The sequence below is a fragment of the Psychrobacillus sp. FSL K6-4046 genome, from assembly GCF_038624605.1.
Classification (GTDB): Bacteria; Bacillota; Bacilli; order Bacillales_A; family Planococcaceae; genus Psychrobacillus.
Genome location: NZ_CP152020.1, coordinates 1,323,817 through 1,340,172, shown reverse-complemented (window position 1 = coordinate 1,340,172; position 16,356 = coordinate 1,323,817). Strand labels below are relative to the sequence as shown.

The 16,356-nt window shown below is 36.6% G+C and carries 14 protein-coding genes; 4 read left to right on the top strand and 10 right to left on the bottom strand.

The window, feature by feature from the left end:
• Positions 1-113: 113 nt before the first annotated feature.
• Positions 114-914 (top strand): NAD kinase, encoded by an 801-nt coding sequence (locus MKY09_RS06565; protein WP_169360935.1) that lies wholly within the window; start codon positions 114-116, stop codon positions 912-914.
• Positions 915-921: 7 nt separating this feature from the next.
• On the opposite strand, the gene rarD is transcribed toward MKY09_RS06565, so the two are convergent.
• From rarD to ezrA, 7 genes are all read right to left on the bottom strand, one after another.
• Positions 922-1,830 carry an EamA family transporter RarD gene (gene rarD / locus MKY09_RS06560; RefSeq protein ID WP_342567909.1) on the bottom strand — a complete coding sequence of 303 codons (909 nt, stop codon included), beginning with the start codon at positions 1,828-1,830 and terminating at the stop codon, positions 922-924.
• Between the two features lie 117 nt (positions 1,831-1,947).
• Positions 1,948-2,505: a 2'-5' RNA ligase family protein gene (locus tag MKY09_RS06555; protein WP_251557239.1), complete on the bottom strand. Its 558-nt coding sequence runs from the start codon at positions 2,503-2,505 to the stop codon at positions 1,948-1,950.
• Positions 2,506-3,008: 503 nt separating this feature from the next.
• Entirely contained in the window at positions 3,009-4,589 is a 1,581-nt protein-coding gene (locus MKY09_RS06550) for an acyl--CoA ligase (protein WP_342567908.1), read from the bottom strand.
• 164 nt (positions 4,590-4,753) lie between these two features.
• Positions 4,754-4,957: an alpha/beta-type small acid-soluble spore protein gene (locus MKY09_RS06545; protein ID WP_251557218.1), complete on the bottom strand. Its 204-nt coding sequence runs from the start codon at positions 4,955-4,957 to the stop codon at positions 4,754-4,756.
• 82 nt (positions 4,958-5,039) lie between these two features.
• On the bottom strand, positions 5,040-6,242 hold the full coding sequence (gene thiI, locus MKY09_RS06540) for a tRNA uracil 4-sulfurtransferase ThiI (protein ID WP_251557217.1): 1,203 nt from the start codon (positions 6,240-6,242) through the stop codon (positions 5,040-5,042).
• A gap of 5 nt (positions 6,243-6,247) precedes the next feature.
• On the bottom strand, positions 6,248-7,381 hold the full coding sequence (locus MKY09_RS06535; RefSeq protein WP_298473271.1) for a cysteine desulfurase family protein: 1,134 nt from the start codon (positions 7,379-7,381) through the stop codon (positions 6,248-6,250).
• A gap of 85 nt (positions 7,382-7,466) precedes the next feature.
• Complete coding sequence (gene ezrA / locus MKY09_RS06530; protein ID WP_169360930.1) at positions 7,467-9,167, bottom strand: septation ring formation regulator EzrA; 1,701 nt, start codon at positions 9,165-9,167, stop codon at positions 7,467-7,469.
• Positions 9,168-9,323: 156 nt separating this feature from the next.
• On the opposite strand from ezrA, the gene hisJ reads away from it, so the two are divergent.
• Positions 9,324-10,121, top strand: coding sequence for a histidinol-phosphatase HisJ (gene hisJ, locus MKY09_RS06525; protein ID WP_342567907.1), 798 nt, complete (start codon positions 9,324-9,326; stop codon positions 10,119-10,121).
• A 14-nt stretch (positions 10,122-10,135) separates the two neighbouring features.
• Positions 10,136-10,615: a GAF domain-containing protein gene (locus MKY09_RS06520; protein WP_342567906.1), complete on the top strand. Its 480-nt coding sequence runs from the start codon at positions 10,136-10,138 to the stop codon at positions 10,613-10,615.
• Between the two features lie 64 nt (positions 10,616-10,679).
• Here the strand turns inward: MKY09_RS06520 and megL are convergent, their stop codons facing one another.
• Both megL and MKY09_RS06510 read right to left on the bottom strand, forming a co-directional pair.
• Positions 10,680-11,852, bottom strand: a complete 1,173-nt coding sequence (gene megL / locus MKY09_RS06515; RefSeq protein ID WP_342568219.1) for a methionine gamma-lyase — start codon at positions 11,850-11,852, stop codon at positions 10,680-10,682.
• A 90-nt stretch (positions 11,853-11,942) separates the two neighbouring features.
• The gene (locus tag MKY09_RS06510; protein WP_342567905.1) at positions 11,943-13,802 is read right to left on the bottom strand and encodes a sensor domain-containing diguanylate cyclase; all 1,860 of its coding nucleotides are present in this window, start codon (positions 13,800-13,802) and stop codon (positions 11,943-11,945) included.
• A 369-nt stretch (positions 13,803-14,171) separates the two neighbouring features.
• Here MKY09_RS06510 and rpsD point away from each other — a divergent pair, with 369 nt between their 5' ends.
• Entirely contained in the window at positions 14,172-14,774 is a 603-nt protein-coding gene (rpsD, locus tag MKY09_RS06505) for a 30S ribosomal protein S4 (protein WP_169360926.1), read from the top strand.
• A gap of 140 nt (positions 14,775-14,914) precedes the next feature.
• Here rpsD and dnaN read toward each other — a convergent pair whose 3' ends face one another.
• Positions 14,915-16,045, bottom strand: a complete 1,131-nt coding sequence (dnaN, locus tag MKY09_RS06500) for a DNA polymerase III subunit beta (RefSeq protein ID WP_342567904.1) — start codon at positions 16,043-16,045, stop codon at positions 14,915-14,917.
• Positions 16,046-16,356 lie beyond the last annotated feature (311 nt).

Here is a 16,356-nt window from a genome sequence, read left to right as displayed (position 1 = left end):
AATGTCTAAATGTTTCACTAAATGATAAAATAATAATACATAGACTAAAAGTACATGTAAACTTAATAGATTCTGTGCTTCGCAGTCTAAGCCCTATAAAAAGGAGCATGCTTATGACTTCAAGAAATAATATCTACCTATACACAAAGAATGACGCACACTCTCTAAAACGTAAAGAATCGATACAAAAAGTTATTCATCAGCATGGTTTTGTAGCAGTGGAAAATTTTGAAGAGGCTTCTATTATCGTTAGTATCGGTTCCGACGCGACCTTTTTACAGGCGGTAAGAAAAACTGGATTTAGACAAGATACGTTGTACGCGGGTATCTCGACTACTGACTCTTTAAATATGTACTGTGATTTTTTCGTTGATGACATAGAGAAAATGGCTGAAGCGGTATTAAAAGATAAGATTGTTGTACGTAAATACCCTGTTTTAGAGGTATCTGTTAATAGCAACCCAAAATTCTATTGTCTTAATGAGTTTACCATTCGTTCCAATATCATTAAATCTTTTGTTTTGGATATTTTTATTGATCACAAGCATTTTGAAACCTTTCGTGGGGATGGAATGGTTATTTCCACGCCGACTGGAAGCTCCGCCTATAATAAGTCATTAAACGGAGCTGTCGTAGATCCACTCTTACGCTGCATCCAAGTTGCCGAGATTGCATCCATGAATAGTAATGAATACCGAACTCTTGGGTCTCCCTTCATATTAAGCAGCGATCGAACACTTGAACTTCGCCTTCAACAGGATTGGAATGATTATCCATCCATGAGTACAGATAACGAGGCGCTAAGTATTCAGCATGTAGATACTGTGGCCCTTTCCTTAAGCGATAAGGTAGTAAAGACGGTTAAATTAAAAAATAATAGCTATTGGGATAAGGTAAAACGTTCGTTCCTATAATTCCTACTTATACTATTAACATTTTCTTTCTTCTTAATTCGATTATTTTTGAAAAAGTAAATAGTAATAGAGCAGCCCATATGAATGAAAATGAAATAAACTCTATTTTGCTAAATTTCTCACCGTAAACAAAGATACCTATTAATAACATTAGTGTTGGTGCTATATATTGAATAAAACCTGACATATATAGAGGCATCGTTTTTGTTCCCTTTGCAAAAAGCACAAGCGGTACGGCAGTAGCGACTCCAGTAAGTACAAGGAGTATGGTTGTCGTGAAACTACTTGAGAAGAATACTGCTTGATCTGATACAACCAGGTAGCTAAAGTAAGCTAATGCAACAGGGAGCACAAATAATGTCTCAATTGTCAGCCCTCTTAAAGGATCGATTGTGATTCTTTTCTTGATCAACCCATAAAATGCAAAGGTGCTTGCTAATAACATGGCAATCCATGGAACCACTCCGTAGGAGATTGTTAGTAAGACTACCCCTGTAGCGGCTATTAGAACGGAAATCTTTTGTGCCAAAGAAAGCTTTTCCTTCAAAAAGATTATGCCAAGTAGAACCGATAGTAATGGGTTGATATAATACCCGAGGCTTGCTTGTACGATATAACCTTCATTTACTGCAAATATGTATAAAAACCAGTTACCTGTCACTAAATAAGAGGCTAAAACAAGACTCCAAAATGACTTTTTGTCCTTCCATAAATTTTTTAGGTCTTCTCTTAAAACAGAAAATTTTCGACCTATTAGTACTAACATTAGCGTAAAGACAAATGACCATATTACTCGTCCAGATAATATTTCACCGCTAGCAACATGATCGAGGAGCTTCCAATAGATGGGCATGAACCCCCACCAAGCATATGCCAACACAACTACAATAATTCCTTGCTTTTCTTCTGCGTTCAAAATGACACCTTCTTTACATACTTTGACACTCGAAATAATAAAATCATTATATTACTTTATCTTACTAAAGTAAATGTCTGGATAAGTATTTGAAGGTATAATTCACAGACCTCAGATTTAAGATCCCTTGCTTAAAGGAACATCTAAATATTTTTCATATCTTTGCTCTTCAATATTTAGTTCATAAATTCTTATAAATTTCACTTCAAAATTAGGATAAGGCGTCAATTCTATATTTGCTAATTGTTCCATTTCTTTTACTTCTTTTTTTGACAGTCCAGTAGATATGCTTCCATCGAAGTATTCTTTCCCCAATGTTAAGTGGGGAACAAATGCATTAAGTTCAAAGTACTTTTTTATTAAGTATTCTGAGGGTGAAATTTCTTGTACTATTTTTTGATGTAAATCGTGTAGATTACTTGAGTTAATGCTCAAATATAAAATGTTATCTCCAAAATACTTTGGTCTATTTATTGAAACTTGAAAAGGCTTGAAATTGTCACATACTCTCTGTACTTTGTCTATCCACTTCTTATCTGGATTTAATCCCCCTTGTGCCTTCAAAGTTATATGTGGTTCGACGCCTAATTTGTGAATCCATCTACTTTGAAACTGCTTAATTCGCAATAAATATTCTTCTGGAGGGACAATTCCTATGAAATACTCTACTTTCATTCTTCTACACCCCTTTTTTTCAGCTCACATAATTATAGCTAAATATTTTTAGCCTTCCAGATTGATATTCATGGAAGTTGTAAATAAACAATAAACTCTATCTTCAAGCCCATGTACTTTAATACTCCAAGTAATAATATGAATGGTGAAAATTTTAAAAAGTAGCTAGGGCATAAATAGGTAATAAATTAAAAAACGTGAAATCAATAAACTTGATTTCACGTATTCACTACTTTTTAAAGCTAGCTTATCTCTTGTAAGAGACCTCCCCATTCTAGTTGTTTGGAGAGGAGGCGGCGACTCCTGGGGGAACAGCGCGAGCTGAAAGCCCCGCAGGAGCAAAGCGACGAGGAGATTGAAGCCGTGCCCCCGGAAAGCGTCCGCTGGAGCGGAAAACAACTACCGGAATTTAAATAGAAGCCCCGAAAAATTTACCAGGTCGTAAAATTTCGAGGCTTTTTATTTTTTCTATTACATTTTCCTTCATTAATAGTCAAACCACTCTATTTAGTCTTTAACAATTCCTTTTGTCTAAGCTCAATTCTTCTAATTTTTCCAGAGGTTGTCTTTGGAAGCTCAGATATAAATTCTATTTCTCTAGGGTACTTGTAAGGTGCAGTTAGCGCTTTTACGTGGTCTTGAAGCTCCTTAACTAAATCATCCGTTACTTGCAGCGAAGGATCTCGTAGCACCACAAATGCTTTAACAATAGTCCCTCTTATTTCATCTGGACTACCGATGACTGCACATTCTTGTACTAGTGGATGCTTTGTTAAAGCGTCCTCAACCTCGAACGGTCCAATGGTATATCCAGAGCTAATGATTATATCGTCACCTCTACCTTCAAACCAGAAATAGCCGTCTTTGTCCTTCCTAGCTCTGTCTCCGGTAATATAATAATCCCCTCTAAACTGCATCGAGGTTCTTTCCGGATCTTTTAAATATTCCTTAAACAATGCAGGAGTTTCTACATGAACAGCAATGTCTCCTACTTCTTCTACGTCACATGGCTCTCCTTGGTCGTTGACGATTTCTACTTTGTTTCCTGGAGTAGGTTTACCCATAGAACCTGGCTTAGCCTCCATCCCTTTCATCGTACCGACTAGCAATGTATTTTCAGTTTGGCCATATCCGTCTCTCACTTCTAGGTCAAATAATTTTCCAAACGTTTCTATAACCTCTCTATTCAATGGCTCACCAGCAGAAACAGCACTATGGAGACTAGATAAGTTATAATCAGCTAACCCATCTACCTTTGCCATGATTCGATATTCCGTAGGCGTGCAACATAGAACATTTACCTGTTGTTCTTGGATATTACGAAGATATACTTTTGCATCGAATTTGCCGTTATAAACGTATCCGGTTGCACCGCTTCCAAGCGTAGCTAAGAAAGGACTCCAGATCCATTTCTGCCAGCCTGGACTTGCTGTAGCCCATACAACGTCACCATCTTCAATCCCTAACCAGTTGGGAGCTGATGTCCGTAGGTGCGCAAAAGCCCAACCGTGTGTATGTACAACACCTTTAGGATTACCGGTTGTTCCACTTGTATAAGATAAGAAAGCCATGTCATATTTTAAGGTTTCAATTGTAGAAAAATCCTCGCTTTCCTTTTCCATTTCATCTGTAAGAGATATCCATTGATTTTGACTTTGTCCAATGACAAATAGTAGTTTGTTCTCTAAATTGCTTACATCGTCGTATTGGGATAGGAACGGTTCAAAAGCTATGATTGCTTTTGCTTCACTATGGGTTAATCGATATTCAATATCCTTAGCTCTAAGCATCTCGGAGCTTGGGATTACAACTAATCCTGCTTTTAGCGCTGCAATATATACTTCATATGCTTCGATCAGTCTAGGAACCATAATAAGAACGACATCGCCTTTTTTAAGACCTTTGCTTGTAAATAAATTGGCAATTTTATTTGCTCGGAGGAGTAAATTTTTATAGGTGATTTGTTTCTTTTCCCCTTTATCAGATTCCCAAATAAGAGCTAACCTACTTTCATCGGTACTATACTTTTCGAACTCGCTTACTAGGTTATAGTGTGATGGTGCGATTAAATCCATTTTGTTCATGAATCATTTCCCCCTTCTTGTTCTAATTTAAAGTATAGGGGATTTTTTTACTTTTTTATATAATAAATTTAATTTTTAGAAATTTTGTAATATATGTACCACGAAAAATGATGCATAAAATAGGAAAAAGCCGGCAGTTTCCTGCCGACTTCTTTTTTATATGATTAGCTGTTTGAACCGTTCATTTGTTGTTGAGCTCTTTGCACTAAACGCTTAGTAATTTCTCCGCCTACGGATCCGTTGGCACGCGCTGATGCGTCTGCTCCTAAATTCACACCAAATTCTTGAGCGATTTCATATTTCATTTGATCAAGAGCTTGCTTTACACCAGGAACTAAAAGTTGGTTGCTGTTGTTGTTTGAAGACATTGTAATCACCTCCTTGTGAAATTAGAATGGTCGATTTCATTCTTTTTATGTACACAAGATATGAGGTATATTTTGTTATTTTTTACAATAGATCTTCAAAGACATTTTCTTTTTTCTTTGGGAATGAAATCGTCTCTCTATTTTCAACTGCTTCTTTTATCAATTCATCAAAATCCTTGAAGCTTTCATAGTATTCCACTTTCTCTAGCTTCGGTTTAGTCTTTGGACAAGAAGGAGTGAAAATAGTACAGCAATCCTCATATGGAAGAATTGATGTGTCATAAGTCCCGATTTCCCGGGCAATATCTATAATATCTAGTTTATCCATTGATATTAATGGTCTAAAAATAGGTGTAGATGTCACTGCATTTATAGCTGTTAGGCTTTCAAGCGTTTGGCTAGCTACTTGGCCTAAGCTTTCACCAGTCACAATTCCTAGTGCTCCAATTTCTTCGCGAACTAGATCTGCAATTTTCATCATAATTCTTCTAGTCGTAGTCATGGAAACATTTTCGGGAATTTGAGCCTGAATACTTTGTTGTATATCAGTGAAAGGTATGACATGAAGACGCACAGTTGCTCCAAAATGGCTTAACTGATTGGCAAGATCCATTACCTTTTCTTTTGATCGTTCGCTTGTAAATGGCGGACTATGAAAATGAATCGCATCTAATCTTACGCCACGCTTCATTAGCATATAACCAGCCACAGGACTATCAATTCCACCTGAAAGCATCAGTAAGGAACGACCATTAGATCCTAATGGCATTCCACCTGCTCCGGGAATTACTTGAGCCATCATATATACAGCATCGGTCAAGACTTCAATACGTAAATCGATTTCAGGCTTTTTCATTTGAACCTTTAAGGCTGGATATTGTCTTAACACATGGCTAGCGATAGTAGTTTGTAGCTCATACGTATCCATTGGAAAGCGCTTGTCAGTACGTTTTACTGTAACTCGGAATGTTTTATCTTCCGTCTCAAGACTTTCCATGATCTCTAATGCTGTTTTTTTAATATCTTCTATATCTTGTGAACAGGAAGCAACCGGACTAAACGATTGAATACCAAAAATTTTAGGTAAACGTTTGATTAGCTCTTGAATTTCTTCATCATCCGTAGAAGTTAAAAACATGCGATCTCGCTCAGCATGTACCTTTATATTTGGTAAGTCCACAAAGGAAAACTTAATATTATTTCGTAAATGATTAATAAACTGTTTTCTGTTCTTACCCTTAGTTGAAAGTTCTCCGTACCTAACTAAAATTTTCTCCCATTTCATTGCATTTAATCTCCTTTTATAACATTCATCACTTCGGTGAATATTTTTTTAAATGTCTCTATTTCTTCCTCGGTCGTTAGAGGACTGATACTTAAACGGATAACACCCTTTATATAGTCATCTGATATATGCATCGCCTTTAACACGTGGCTTGTTTTTGTTTGTCTAGAAGAACAAGCACTACTAGTAGAGACAATGACATCTTTTTTTTGTAATGCATTGATTATAACCTCTCCCTTGATTTTTCGCACAGAAAAAGTAACGATATGGGGAGCACGATTCTCTGGAGAAATCATTTTAATGCGTTCGAAGCCATGGAGAAACTGAACAAGCTCGTCAGTTAGATTTTTCATGTGTGTTGAATTTTTCTCCAAGCCAGTACTAGCAATTCTCATTGCCTTTGCTGTGCTTACTGCCAATGGAACTGGAGTTGTGCCACTTCTAATACCCGATTCTTGTCCTCCGCCGAACAATATAGGCTCTATCTCTCTTGTTTTTGAAAGTGCAAGTAAACCGGAGCCTTTTATACCGTGAATTTTATGAGATGAAATAGTTATTGCATCTATATCATACCGTTTAAAGTCTATCGATAATTTACCAAAGCTTTGTACTGCATCGACATGAATGACTGCCTTACTTTCTCTTCTCACAATTGTGCTCAATGCTTTAAGTGGCTGCACAGCACCCGTTTCATTGTTAACATGCATAACACTCACTAGCATCGTTTCTGCGCGAATCAGTTTGGAAAACTCATTTAAATCTATTATTCCGCTAGCATCGACCGGAATCCATTCCACCTCAAAGCCCATAACAACCAGTTGTTTAGCAGCTTCTATAATAGAAGGATGTTCAATTTGAGAAATAAGTACGTGCTTTCCTCTAAATTTATATTTGTTTGCAAGTCCAAATATCGCTAAATTATTGGACTCCGTACCACCAGACGTAAAGTATATTTTAGCACTAGCAGTGTGCAGAATTTCTGCTATTTGTTCTCGCGCTGATTGTAATAACTGGTTCGTTTTATGACCAAATTCATGTATAGAGGATGGATTTGCCCAATATGTTTCGTTCACAGCGACAAAAGTATCCATTATTTCCGGTAATACTTTTGTTGTTGCGCTATTATCCAAATAAATCAAAGTATTCTCTCTCCTTCTTAGGAAAAAGACCACCATCACAAATAGTGAGGTGGTCTACATTTCTATCTGTTTTTAAGATACCATGTTATGTACGCCAAGCTGCTTCTTTAATCATCATTTCGATTTTCTTTAAAGCTCCTGGTTCCACTTCTTCTACTGCAGTTGCCGCATCTTCCAATGCCTTAGCATAGCGCAATTGTCTGAATGCTTCCTCTGCTTCGAGTAAACGTGCATGAACATTTGGATGCGACGCACGATAACGATTTCCATACTGAATAATTTTTTCAGTTAGCTCTACATTTTCTAACATTTCTTTTGCTTTATGATGTACATCTTCCATGCATGCCTCTGCCTTTTCCAAATAACCATCGACCAATGTCATATTTAAAGGAACTTCCTGCAAGCTTTGCATAGCAACATAAATATGCTCTTCCGCTTCTTCTAATCGGACATCCATTTCTTCTGGGATACCTGGAATATTGGCTTTTTGAATCATACGATCCGTATCATGCAATAATATTTTTAAGTCATCTAGCTTTTCTCGAGCCTTGTTTTCGTCAATGCGCAGATTTTTTAGACGGTTTGCGAAGCGATCCTGCTCTTCGTATAATCGATCAATCTCTTCCGCAATTTCGTTCAGTTCTTCCTGAAGACTTGAATAGGCAGATTTTTCTTCCTCTACTCGGAGAGCAAGCATGCTAAATTTTTTATCTAGCTCCTCTAGCTCTTTTAGACAGCTCTGAGGTATTTCAGCTTCTTTTTCAGGTAAACGATAACTTTGCTGTACATATGTCGCTTCTTCATTGATCGCTCTAGTAGCTGTAGTTACTTCTCTCAAACGAATAGCTGTCTGATCCTTATAGCTATCCACGTACTTTTTAGCTATGACTTCTTTTTCCAATAGATCATAGAACGTTTCAATTTCTTCTTTTATCTCTCCCACACGAATCAATGGCTTAGCAACATCCAGACTAATAATAGAGGTCTTTAACTCTGCAAGCTCTGCTTCTAAATCATCTAGCTTTTTAGTCATTTCTAAATGCTGCAAGTAATAAGAACTAGCTTCCATTTCCTTTTGACCGTTTCGCAGCTCATGTATCGTAGCAGGGATTTTATGCTGAATCTCAGTAAGTAAAGTTGGAATTTCATGTATTTTATGAAAGAACTTTTGTCCTTCATCTTGTATGTTGATCACTATTTCTCTAGCGCTTAAGTAGTTCCCAGTATCCGTTAGCTGGTCAAATTCCTCAAAGAGTGGTAAGAAGGATTCTAATTTAGCCTCTAGAGCAGGAGCTGCTTCGCCAAAAGAATATTGATGGGCTAACAATGTTTTTCTTGCTGAACGATGTTGGTCCTTAAGCTGTTCTATTTCTATGCGGTTTTTTTCCTCGCTACCGATTAGTTCCTCTAACTCTTTGATAATACCTGACATTTTCTCATCACAAGTAGATATCAAAGTTTGAAGTTCTTTTTCGATTTTGGTGGCCTTCATAAAAAGGAACTTATCTACATATTCTTCCGCATCAAACAAAAGAACGTCAATCTTAGGCATATGTACATCCATTACTTCGGTCCAATTATTGCGCCATCTTTCAAACATTTCTTCTGTTTGTCCATTCATATTTAGCTGTTTAACTTTAGTCATTTCCTCTAAAATAGGCTTGTTTTGAATTTGGTGCTTTTCATGCTCTAAGCGAGCTATTTCTGTTTGGTGTTTCTTTCGTATGATAAATGCAATGATTGCAATTACTAAAAGTACAATGACTGCTGGGATGATATACCTCATCGTAAGCCCCCTGTTCCTGTTCCAAAATCAAAAAGTGCGAATTGTATCTTACTATATATATTACCATGCTTTTTATGTTATTGTTTCATTAAATAAGAATAAACCTAAGAAATGTTAAAAAATAATGTAACTTTCTACAAAAGGAGCCCAACTGCTATGAAAAAAGATGGACATATACATACCCCTTACTGTCCTCATGGAACACTGGATAGTTTTAACCAGTATATTGAAAAGGCTATTCTAAATGGTTTTCAAGAAATCACTTTTACCGAGCATGCTCCGTTGCCTTCCAGCTTTATAGATCCCACGCCAGATAAAGATAGTGGTATGGATTTTCATCGCTTAGAGGCCTATTTAACGGAACTAAATCAGTTGAAAAAACAGTATAAACGAGATATTGTTATATCTACAGGCTTAGAGATTGATTATATTTCAGGTTTTGAATCAGAAACTACGGAGTTTTTAAACAATTATGGAAGTTATTTAGACGATTCCATTCTATCCGTACATTTTTTACTCGATCAAAATCAATATGTATGTATCGATTATTCTAAGGAAGTTTACCTGAGATTCGTCGAAAAACTTGGTAGTCCTATGTCTGTCTATAAATTGTATTACAAAACGTTGATGGATTCAATAACGAGCGACTTAGGAATATATAAGCCAAAACGGATCGGACATATTACACTTGTACATAAGTTTCAGCATGCACTTTCTGAAATTGTTGATGATCATGAAGACATCTTAGGTATATTAGTAGAAATGAGGAATAGATTGTTAGAGTTAGATGCAAATAGTGCGGGTCTTGCTAAGCCTTTTTGCAAAGAGAGCTATCCTCCAATTCCCTATATTTCTCTGGCAAAGGAATTAGGTATACCTATAGTTTTTGGATCAGATGCGCACCAAGCAAAAGATTTACACCAGTATTATAAATGTTTTAATAATATCTTGTAGATTGGAGAATGTATATGTTTCAAACAACTAACTATTCAACTGACTTGTCCGCTAGCTATTCATTATTGTGTAAACAGCTAGATGCTCTTTTAGAGGGCGAAACTAATGAAATTGCCAACTTAAGTAACGCCTCTGCTCTTTTAAACCAGTTCTTCGACAAAATTAATTGGGTTGGGTTTTACCTAGTCGAAGATGGTGGACTTGTGCTCGGACCATTCCAAGGTCTACCTGCTTGTGTTCGTATTTCACTTGGTAAAGGCGTATGTGGTACAGCAGCGGAAACACAGGAAACAATTATCGTACCTGATGTTCATGCATTTCCTGGTCATATAGCTTGTGATGCCGCTTCGCAATCAGAAATTGTTGTTCCTATTGTAAGAGAGGGTAAACTTCTCGGAGTTTTAGATATTGATAGCCCTATAAAAGATCGATTTACTGCTGAGGATGGAAAAGGACTAGAGCAGTTCGTAGAGGTCCTTATTAAGCATATATAACTTCTAGTTAACTAGATTGAAAGAGGATGTGATGACTTCTGTCATTTCATCCTCTTTCGTTTTTTTACAATTTATCTAAGGCTTGCTCTAAATCTCTAATAATGTCTTCTGAGTTTTCAAGACCAACTGACAGTCTTAGTAATCCATCGGTTATACCCATAGCAATTCTCTCTTTGCTAGGTACAACAGAGTGGGTCATAGTTGCTGGATGTTGGATTAGTGTCTCGGCATCTCCTAGGCTTACTGCGATTTTAATGAGCGAAAGAGCATTCATAAACTGCTGGGCTTTTTCCTTACCACCCTTAATAGCAAATGAAATTAGTCCTCCCCCGTTTTTCATTTGCCTTTTTGCTACCTCATACTGAGGATTTTTTTGATCGAAAGGATAATAAATGGACTGAATAGAAGGATGGGACTCTAAAAATGTAAATACTTTTTCAGCGTTACTAGAATGTCTATCCATTCTGACATGTAACGTTTTTAACCCTCTAATTAACAGCCACGCATCAAATGGTGATATGATGCCTCCAAAGTCCTTCTGAACAGTCGAACGAATGATGTCCATTTGCTCTTTTTCCTTACCTACTAGAATCCCAGCTATCACATCACCATGGCCGTTAATATACTTCGTTGCACTATGCAGCACGAAGTTTGCTCCTAAGTCTAACGGATTTTGTAGATATGGAGAACAGAAAGTGTTATCCACTACTACCGGAATATTGTGTTTCTGTGCAATCTTGACGATTAATGCGATATCCACGATTTCCATCGTTGGATTGATCGGTGTTTCCACGTAAATACATGTCGTATTTGGTTTAATAGCTGCCTCAATTTCTTCTTCGGTTGACAACTTTTCCAAGCTATGCGAAATATTATATTTTTCCTCCATTATGTTCAGTAACCCAAATGTACAACCATAAATTCCTCTTGTGCATAAGATATGGTCACCCGCTTTAGTCAAATATACTAGGATTGTACTTACTGCGGCCATCCCCGACCCAAAAGCAAGTGCACCCTCTCCATTTTCTATTGCTGCCATTCTTTGCTCTAGCACTTGGACAGTCGGATTACCCAACCGGGAATAAATACCGCCTGCTTCCTCTCCTGCAAACCGTTTCGCACCTTGCTCTGCATTTTCAAATGCAAATGTAGAAGTTTGATAGAGTGGAACCGCTAAACTGTCACGATGGTCCTCTGTGGCGTATCCTTGATGAATAAGTGATGTTTCTTTTTCCATTGATGATTTTCCCAAAATCGTGCACCCCTTTTGTAAACGCTTTCAAATATAGTGTACACATATTTCCAAAAAAAGAAAAGGCAACTCATCTTAATGACAAGTTACCTCGTAAATACATAGCTGGTTTTTTCCATTATTTTTCGCTTCATATAGTGCAATATCTGCATGATGAAACAAATTATGAAAGTCAGCATTCCCTCTTTTACTCCACCCAGATAAACCAACAGAAACGGTCACACTTGGATTTGTATAAATAGGGATTATTTCTAAGAGGTCGGCACAAATTCTCTTACCATCCTCCACAGACATCTGGGGAAAATAGAGAGCTAGCTCTTCTCCACCCCATCTTGCACCTATTCCTACTTGTTCTACTTTTTTATCAATAACCGTTGCAATTTGTTTAAGAATACTGTCTCCGACCTGATGGCCATGAGTATCATTCACTTGTTTAAAGTTGTCGATATCCATTAGTACGAATATCCCACTAGTATCATTAATCATAGACTCCTCTACGTATCTATCTAAATAGCTTCTTGCATAGAGATTGGTCAGGTGGTCACGATCAACCATTTCTTGTAATTTATTGCGCAGCGCGGAATTAGTAAGGGCCAAGGAGGAATGCTGTATTAAGGATTGCATCAATTTGAAGCTATCGAAGGAAAAATAGTACGGATCGCTGTGCAATACTATGCTAAACCCAGTAATCTTTTCTTGTTCTCTTAAAGGAATTGCCACAAGAGATCGATATGCAACGTTCGTATTACTTAGTCGATTGAAATCAGCCACAAACAGTGAATCCTTAAGCTTTTTAAATTGGTTTCCTACATGTTGAATATACATTTGGCCTTCTAATGTGTAAAAATAATCAGAGCTAGCTACACTGATCGAGTATTCATCATCCTCTATAAATACAAAACAAACATGCTCTGGCTGAAATGATTTCATTAATTGATTTTTTAAGAATATGACCATGTCTTCTTGCGATAAATTCATATTCAATTTATGAGTCGTCTCATTGATTAATTGTAAGTCACCAACTAAACGGTGAGATTGAATAAACAACTTAGCATTTTCTAGGGCGTTTCCAGCAGTAGCAGCAAGCATCTTCATAAATTCCTTCTGCCTGATTGAAAACAGATAATCCATCGGGGTAGATACTTGTAGGATACCGTAGATCCCCTGCTTCCCCTTTATTGGTATATTTAATAGTTTCATCTTCGAATTTTCTACTAAATCTGAAGTTATTTCTCCGGATACGTACGCTTCCACAGTACTAGGTCTCTCCGAGGTATAATCAAATAATTTATATGGAACAGAAGTTTTACGATCTTGATCGTTAGAGAGAATCAATGTATTTTCAAAGTCAGGAAAAGCATCCTGAACAGCCAATAATGTTCCTTTTAAGATTTGATCTACCTCAAGTGTAGAATGGAACATTTTTGTCACGTTAAAAAGATTTCTGTATTGGTGCTCCTGTTCTGTTAAGAAGATAGATTTTCTAACCATTCTTACTAATTTGCTAATGATTAGTATAAATTCATTTACTTCAGATGTCTTCGCGAATTTTTCCCATTTCTCTGTTGCTTCCATTACTAACATCCCTAGAATCTCATGATCCTCACTTCTAAACAAAATAGAAACTTCACCACACTGTTTTTCTCCTTTTCTTATAAAAGGAATCTCTGCATAGTCTTTTTCATAGAAGAAACCTTCTATTTCTATCCATCTAATGGCTTCTCTTTTTTTAATGAGTGAGTGATTCCAATTCAGTTGAATGAAAGTATGGGCATCCTGTTTATAATAGGTGGCAAACCTAACGTCAAAAAACTCAGCCAACAATACTTTGAGTTCTTCAAACCAATTAATCTCACTGTCTTGACTGAAAGTATAATCGGTCCATAAGTCAAAAACTCTACCTTTAAATTTTGTTAAGTCTATATCGTTTGCCATCTATTACACCTCTTAGCTTTCGGAGAGAAGTTATGATACTTTTATCCCAATACCCTTATAATTCAATTTGACTATAAAATTACCGTCTTGTCAATATATTCAATTTACCAAAATAGCTATAATATTAATTAACTAATGTATATGATTGACTTTCAACAGTGCACGAGATACAATAGTCTTTGTGTAAAATAAATGCAGCAGTTGTATGGATTAGATTGTTCATTTTGTTCCTCTATTTAAATAGATGGTGTATCCCGTAACCCTCGGCTGCTAGGGCGATGATACATGAAAACGAAATGGCTGCTAGTCTGAATGCATCTGGTTCTTATTTTACAACAAAATAAAACCAATACAAAGGAGGAGTCATTCATGGCTCGCTATACAGGTCCAGCATGGAAATTATCACGTCGTCTTGGTATCTCACTAAGTGGTACTGGTAAAGAATTAGAAAAACGCCCATACGCACCAGGACAACACGGTCCTAACCAACGTAAAAAATTAACTGAGTACGGTCTTCAATTACAAGAAAAACAAAAACTTCGTCACACTTATGGTGTTAACGAACGTCAATTCCGTACTTTGTTTGATAAAGCTGGTAAAATGCAAGGTAAACATGGTGAAAACTTCATGATCCTTCTTGAAACTCGCCTTGATAACATTGTATACCGTTTAGGTCTTGCTCGCACTCGTCGTGGAGCTCGTCAATTAGTTAACCATGGTCATATTATGGTTGACGGTAAACGCGTTGATATTCCTTCATACCGTTTAAAACCAGGTCAAGAAATTTCACTTCGTGAAAAATCTCAAAACCTAGATGTTGTAAACGAATCTATGGAAGTTAATAACTTCGTACCAGAATACCTTACATTTGACGCAGACAACAAAGTTGGTACTTTCGTTCGCCTTCCAGAGCGTAGCGAATTATCAGCTGAAATCAACGAATCTCTAATCGTTGAGTTCTACTCTCGTTAATTCTGTCGCTTAGTAACCGACAAGCAAAACCCTAGGAATGTTGTTAATTCAACCTCCCTAGGGTTTTTTCTTATGTTTATCCTTCTCCATATATCCGAAGAGAGAAAATCGGGTCCCTCTTACTAGACGGTCTTAACATCTTAGTATGTACGTACGGGTGAAATCAGATGTAAATAAGAAATATTGCCGATTGGTTCCATTATGATCGGTCTCATGGAGCCAGTAAAACGTATTCTAACCTCTTCTTCCTTGATAGCTTTTAAAGCGTCCATTAAAAAACTACCATCTAGCGAAATATTTAAGCTTGTCTCACCAGAAATCTCCTTAATGGGTAAGGTTTCTTCAATTTTTCCTATCTCTGAGGAGTTGGAGGAAATTTTTATTTTTGAACCATTCATTATTTCAAGATGAACATTGTTATTCTTCCATTCGCTTGCAAAAAGGCAAGCTCTATCTATCCCCTTTAATAGCTGATTGGTATTAAGGGTGATTATTGTGTTCGAATTACTTGGGAACAATCCGCTGACGTTAGGATAATTGCCATCGATCAATCTAGAAAATAGGGAGATTGTATTTGATTTAAATGTCATATACCGGTCTGATATAAAAATATGTATTACACTATCTTCATTACTTATTATTTTGGCTAGTTCATTCAAACTTGTTCCTGGTACGTTGAAAGACCCCTCTATATTTGATTTTATTTCAATATCTCTTAAAGCCAAACGTTGGGAATTGGTTGCCACACACTTTAATCGCTGATCTTTAAACGACATATTCACTCCGGTTAAGACAGGCCTAGACTCACTCTTTGAAACCGCAAACACAGTTTGTTTAATAATCTCCAGTAATTCAATACTTGGAATTTTAATATATTTAGCCTCATCGATTTTAGGCAGACTAGGGTAATCATCTGCATGAAACCCGTATAATTTCGTTACAATTTCATCGGATTGAATGGTTACTACTTGTTTCTCATCTACATTTATATGTATTTTTCCAGGTAGCTTCTTAACAATTTCACTTAAGTATTTTGCTGAAATTACAACACTCCCTGGTCTATAAACTTCCAGCACTTTTACTCCATCATTCATTAAAGGGATAATTGTCTCAATAACAATATCAGAATTACTTCCGACTAGCGTTAAGCTATTTTTATCAGCAGTAATCTTAATACCTGTAAGAATTGGAAAAGGCGTTTTGAAAGTCACGGCTCTATTAACATCTGAAATTGCTTTACTAAAGAAATCATTATCAATTATAAATTCCATCTAAAGGTCCACCTCGTTTTAATCATAAGTATTCCTAATTCGACAAACTCCTTCCCAATACCTCCTTCATACTTTTCTCCCCTTTTATGTATAAATGTCTTTGTGATTTACATGTGGTGGCGTTTGGAGAGCAGGCGACGACTCCCTCTTAAAATGTAGTCATACCAATGGTTCATTACGTATTTTTAAAGTGAAAAAATTTTTTCTGAGTTCATCTAATTGACTTTCGATACCTCAATAAACCACTTATTAAAAATATTGGAAACAAAGGCTGTGCTCCGCTAAATAATTTGGTTAAAAATCCCATAAAT

Bases quoted from the DNA above. Each gene is read 5' to 3' on its own strand.
- MKY09_RS06565 (WP_169360935.1), top strand. From the start codon at position 114: ATGACTTCAAGAAATAATATCTACCTATACACAAAGAATGACGCACAC.
- MKY09_RS06555 (WP_251557239.1), bottom strand. From the start codon at position 2,505: ATGAAAGTAGAGTATTTCATAGGAATTGTCCCTCCAGAAGAATATTTA.
- MKY09_RS06550 (WP_342567908.1), bottom strand. From the start codon at position 4,589: ATGAACAAAATGGATTTAATCGCACCATCACACTATAACCTAGTAAGC.
- MKY09_RS06545 (WP_251557218.1), bottom strand. From the start codon at position 4,957: ATGTCTTCAAACAACAACAGCAACCAACTTTTAGTTCCTGGTGTAAAG.
- thiI (WP_251557217.1), bottom strand. From the start codon at position 6,242: ATGAAATGGGAGAAAATTTTAGTTAGGTACGGAGAACTTTCAACTAAG.
- ezrA (WP_169360930.1), bottom strand. From the start codon at position 9,167: ATGAGGTATATCATCCCAGCAGTCATTGTACTTTTAGTAATTGCAATC.
- hisJ (WP_342567907.1), top strand. From the start codon at position 9,324: ATGAAAAAAGATGGACATATACATACCCCTTACTGTCCTCATGGAACA.
- MKY09_RS06520 (WP_342567906.1), top strand. From the start codon at position 10,136: ATGTTTCAAACAACTAACTATTCAACTGACTTGTCCGCTAGCTATTCA.
- megL (WP_342568219.1), bottom strand. From the start codon at position 11,852: ATGGAAAAAGAAACATCACTTATTCATCAAGGATACGCCACAGAGGAC.
- MKY09_RS06510 (WP_342567905.1), bottom strand. From the start codon at position 13,802: ATGGCAAACGATATAGACTTAACAAAATTTAAAGGTAGAGTTTTTGAC.
- rpsD (WP_169360926.1), top strand. From the start codon at position 14,172: ATGGCTCGCTATACAGGTCCAGCATGGAAATTATCACGTCGTCTTGGT.
- dnaN (WP_342567904.1), bottom strand. From the start codon at position 16,045: ATGGAATTTATAATTGATAATGATTTCTTTAGTAAAGCAATTTCAGAT.